Here is a 5,103-nt window from a genome sequence, read left to right on the forward strand (position 1 = left end):
CCTCGCGGGAGGGGTGTGTTGTTTCAGATACTGCACAGTGGACGCAAGCGGTTCTTCGCTTAATTTTGTGTGTAAGCCCTCGGCCGATTAGTACCGGTCACCTCCACGCATTGCTGCGCTTCCAGTTCCGGCCTATCAACCCCATGGTCTGTGGGGGGCCTTAACCACGCAATGGTGGTGAGAAACCTCATCTTGGAACAGGCTTCCCGCTTAGATGCTTTCAGCGGTTATCCCTTCCGAACGTAGCTAACCAGCGATGCTCCTGGTGGAACAACTGGCACACCAGAGGTTCGTCCGTCCCGGTCCTCTCGTACTAGGGACAGCCTTCCTCAAGTTTCTTACGCGCGCGGCGGATAGAGACCGAACTGTCTCACGACGTTCTAAACCCAGCTCGCGTGCCGCTTTAATGGGCGAACAGCCCAACCCTTGGGACCTACTCCAGCCCCAGGATGCGACGAGCCGACATCGAGGTGCCAAACCATCCCGTCGATATGGACTCTTGGGGAAGATCAGCCTGTTATCCCCGGGGTACCTTTTATCCGTTGAGCGACACCGCTTCCACGTGCCGGTGCCGGATCACTAGTCCCTACTTTCGTACCTGCTCGACGTGTCAGTCTCACAGTCAAGCTCCCTTGTGCACTTGCACTCAACACCTGATTGCCATCCAGGCTGAGGGAACCTTTGGGCGCCTCCGTTACTCTTTAGGAGGCAACCGCCCCAGTTAAACTACCCATCAGGCACTGTCCCTAACCCAGATCATGGGCCGAGGTTAGACGTCCAATACGATCAGAGTGGTATTTCAACAACGACTCCACACACACTAGCGTGCATGCTTCACAGTCTCCCACCTATCCTACACAAACCGAATCGAACGCCAATACCAAACTATAGTAAAGGTCCCGGGGTCTTTTCGTCCTGCCGCGCGTAACGAGCATCTTTACTCGTAGTGCAATTTCGCCGAGTCTGTGGTCGAGACAGCAGAGAAGTCGTTACGCCATTCGTGCAGGTCGGAACTTACCCGACAAGGAATTTCGCTACCTTAGGATGGTTATAGTTACCACCGCCGTTTACTGGGGCTTAAATTCTCAGCTTCGCCTTGCGGCTAACCGGTCCTCTTAACCTTCCAGCACCGGGCAGGCGTCAGTCCGTATACATCGACTTACGTCTTCGCACGGACCTGTGTTTTTAGTAAACAGTCGCTTCTCTCTGGTCTCTGCGACCACACCCAGCTCCCACCGCGAAGGTGTTCACCGAGCATGGTCCCCCTTCTCCCGAAGTTACGGGGGTATTTTGCCGAGTTCCTTAACCACAGTTCTCTCGATCGCCTTGGTATTCTCTACCTGATCACCTGTGTCGGTTTGGGGTACGGGCCGTGTATGAACTAACTAGAGGCTTTTCTCGGCAGCATAGGATCACTGAATTCCCCACAACGGGTATGCATCGAGTCTCAGCCTTAATGTGACACGGATTTGCCTATGTCACGGCCTACACTCTTACACCAGTACAACCACTGACTGGCCCAGCTACCTTCCTGCGTCACCCCATCGCTTGGCTACTACCAGATCAGGTCCCGCGCATCCGGTCCACGTCATCCCGAAGGATGCTCTAGAACTTTCAGGGCGGTTAGTATCACTGATTCACCATGGGCGCGCACACACGGGTACGGGAATATCAACCCGTTGTCCATCGACTACGCCTGTCGGCCTCGCCTTAGGTCCCGACTCACCCTGGGCAGATTAGCTTGACCCAGGAACCCTTGATCATTCGGCGGACGAGTTTCTCACTCGTCTTTCGCTACTCATGCCTGCATTCTCACTCGTGTGGCCTCCACGCCTGGATCACTCCGGCGCTTCTATGGCCACACGACGCTCCCCTACCCACCCACACACCTGCCCGGAGGAGGTTAATATGTGAGTGCCGCGGCTTCGGCGGTGTACTTGAGCCCCGCTAAATTGTCGGCGCAGGACCACTTGACCAGTGAGCTATTACGCACTCTTTCAAGGGTGGCTGCTTCTAAGCCAACCTCCTGGCTGTCTCAGCGATCCCACATCCTTTTCCACTTAGTACACGCTTTGGGGCCTTAGCCGGCGATCTGGGCTGTTTCCCTCTCGACTATGAAGCTTATCCCCCACAGTCTCACTGCCGCACTCTCACACCTCGGCATTCGGAGTTTGGCTGACGTCAGTAACCTTGTAGGGCCCATCGGCCATCCAGTAGCTCTACCTCCGAGGTGAAACATGCGACGCTGCACCTAAATGCATTTCGGGGAGAACCAGCTATCACGGAGTTTGATTGGCCTTTCACCCCTACCCACAACTCATCCCCTCAGTTTTCAACCTAAGTGGGTTCGCGCCTCCACGACGTCTTACCGTCGCTTCACACTGGCCATGGGTAGATCACTCCGCTTCGGGTCTAGAGCATGCCACTACGGTCGCCCTATTAGGACTCGCTTTCGCTACGGCTTCCCCACACGGGTTAACCTCGCGACATACCACTAACTCGCAGGCTCATTCTTCAAAAGGCACGCCATCAGCCCTAAAGCCTCTGACGGATTGTAAGCACACGGTTTCAGGTACTATTTCACTCCCCTCCCGGGGTACTTTTCACCATTCCCTCACGGTACTAATCCGCTATCGGTCACCAAGGAGTATTTAGGCTTACCGGGTGGTCCCGGCAGATTCACAGCAGATTTCACGTGCCCGCTGCTACTTGGGAACACAAATCGCCCTGCCACAAGGTTTTCAGGTACGGGACTCTCACCCTCTCCGGCCGACCCTTCCAAGTCGTTCCCCTAACCCGCGGTCATCAGCGCCCGATCCGGCAGAATCAAGGTCATCGTGCCCCACAACACCACACACGCAACCCCTGCCGGGTATCACACGCATGCGGTTTAGCCTCTTCCGCGTTCGCTCGCCGCTACTGACGGAATCACTGTTGTTTTCTCTTCCTGCGGGTACTGAGATGTTTCACTTCCCCGCGTTCCCTCCACACACCCTATGTATTCAGATGTGGGTAACACGCCATCACGCGTGCTGGGTTTCCCCATTCGGAGACCCTCGGATCACAGCTCGGTTGGCAGCTCCCCGAGGCTTATCGCAGCCTCCTACGTCCTTCATCGGCTCTTGGTGCCAAGGCATCCACCGTGTGCTCTTACACACTTACATTCACAAAACAATTAAAGATGCTCGCGTCCACTGTGCAGTTCTCAAACAACACACACCAACCCCAACCCGCACCAGGACCAACCGGCCGCAAGCACATCGGGAATCAGTGCCATCAGAAACAACCTCACACCCCCCACGTTCAAGGGATGCGACGGTGTTGTTTCAGACACCCAACAGTGTGTTTTGTCCGCACCCCACTAACGCCGGCACCAGATCCTGCAACCTGGTACCGGGCGATCACCGCGGGGTCCTACGCAATAGTGTTCCACCCAATGAGCCACCCGGCGCACCACATTCGGGCACGAACCGAGCGCTAACTCTGACCACCAAAAAGGTGGTGAGTGCTCCTTAGAAAGGAGGTGATCCAGCCGCACCTTCCGGTACGGCTACCTTGTTACGACTTCGTCCCAATCGCCAATCCCACCTTCGACGGCTCCCTCCCACAAGGGGTTAGGCCACCGGCTTCGGGTGTTACCGACTTTCATGACGTGACGGGCGGTGTGTACAAGGCCCGGGAACGTATTCACCGCAGCAATGCTGATCTGCGATTACTAGCGACTCCGACTTCATGGGGTCGAGTTGCAGACCCCAATCCGAACTGAGACCAGCTTTAAGGGATTCGCTCCACCTCGCGGTATCGCAGCCCTCTGTACTAGCCATTGTAGCATGTGTGAAGCCCTAGACATAAGGGGCATGATGATTTGACGTCATCCCCACCTTCCTCCGAGTTGACCCCGGCAGTCTCTCACGAGTCCCCACCATTACGTGCTGGCAACATGAGACAGGGGTTGCGCTCGTTGCGGGACTTAACCCAACATCTCACGACACGAGCTGACGACAACCATGCACCACCTGTATACAAGCCACAAGGGAAACGACATCTCTGCCGTCGTCCTGTATATGTCAAGCCTAGGTAAGGTTCTTCGCGTTGCATCGAATTAATCCACATGCTCCGCCGCTTGTGCGGGCCCCCGTCAATTCCTTTGAGTTTTAGCCTTGCGGCCGTACTCCCCAGGCGGGGCGCTTAATGCGTTAGCTACGGCACGGAATCCGTGGAAGGACCCCACACCTAGCGCCCACCGTTTACGGCATGGACTACCAGGGTATCTAATCCTGTTCGCTCCCCATGCTTTCGCTCCTCAGCGTCAGTTACTACCCAGAGACCCGCCTTCGCCACCGGTGTTCCTCCTGATATCTGCGCATTTCACCGCTACACCAGGAATTCCAGTCTCCCCTGTAGTACTCAAGTCTGCCCGTATCGCCTGCACGCCCCCGGTTAAGCCGAGGGATTTCACAGACGACGTGACAAACCGCCTACGAGCTCTTTACGCCCAGTAATTCCGGACAACGCTCGCACCCTACGTATTACCGCGGCTGCTGGCACGTAGTTAGCCGGTGCTTCTTCTGCAGGTACCGTCACTTTCGCTTCGTCCCTACTGAAAGGGGTTTACAATCCGAAGACCGTCATCCCCCACGCGGCGTCGCTGCATCAGGCTTCCGCCCATTGTGCAATATTCCCCACTGCTGCCTCCCGTAGGAGTCTGGGCCGTGTCTCAGTCCCAGTGTGGCCGATCACCCTCTCAGGCCGGCTACCCGTCGTCGCCTTGGTAGGCCATTACCCCACCAACAAGCTGATAGGCCGCGGACTCATCCTGCACCGAAAAACTTTCCAACCCCCACCATGCGGCAGGAGCTCATATCCGGTATTAGACCCAGTTTCCCAGGCTTATCCCGAAGTGCAGGGCAGATTACCCACGTGTTACTCACCCGTTCGCCACTCGTGTACCCCCGAAGGGGCCTTACCGTTCGACTTGCATGTGTTAAGCACGCCGCCAGCGTTCGTCCTGAGCCAGGATCAAACTCTCCATAAAAGCTTCTCAGCACTACGAAAAGCACAATCCAAGCAAAAAACAAACCAGATAACTGGCTGTTCAAAAAA

At 56.1% G+C, this 5,103-nt stretch carries 2 rRNA genes; both read right to left on the reverse strand.

Annotated elements, in window-relative coordinates:
- Positions 1-67: 67 nt before the first annotated feature.
- A 23S ribosomal RNA gene (locus R4P08_RS18270) occupies positions 68-3,164 on the reverse strand.
- A gap of 352 nt (positions 3,165-3,516) precedes the next feature.
- A 16S ribosomal RNA gene (locus R4P08_RS18275) occupies positions 3,517-5,035 on the reverse strand.
- The 16S and 23S rRNA genes sit together here, the layout of an rRNA operon.
- Between the last annotated feature and the right edge of the window lie 68 nt (positions 5,036-5,103).

Origin of the sequence: Rhodococcus sp. IEGM 1408 (genome assembly GCF_033142235.1) — a bacterium.
Taxonomy (GTDB): domain Bacteria; phylum Actinomycetota; class Actinomycetes; order Mycobacteriales; family Mycobacteriaceae; genus Dietzia.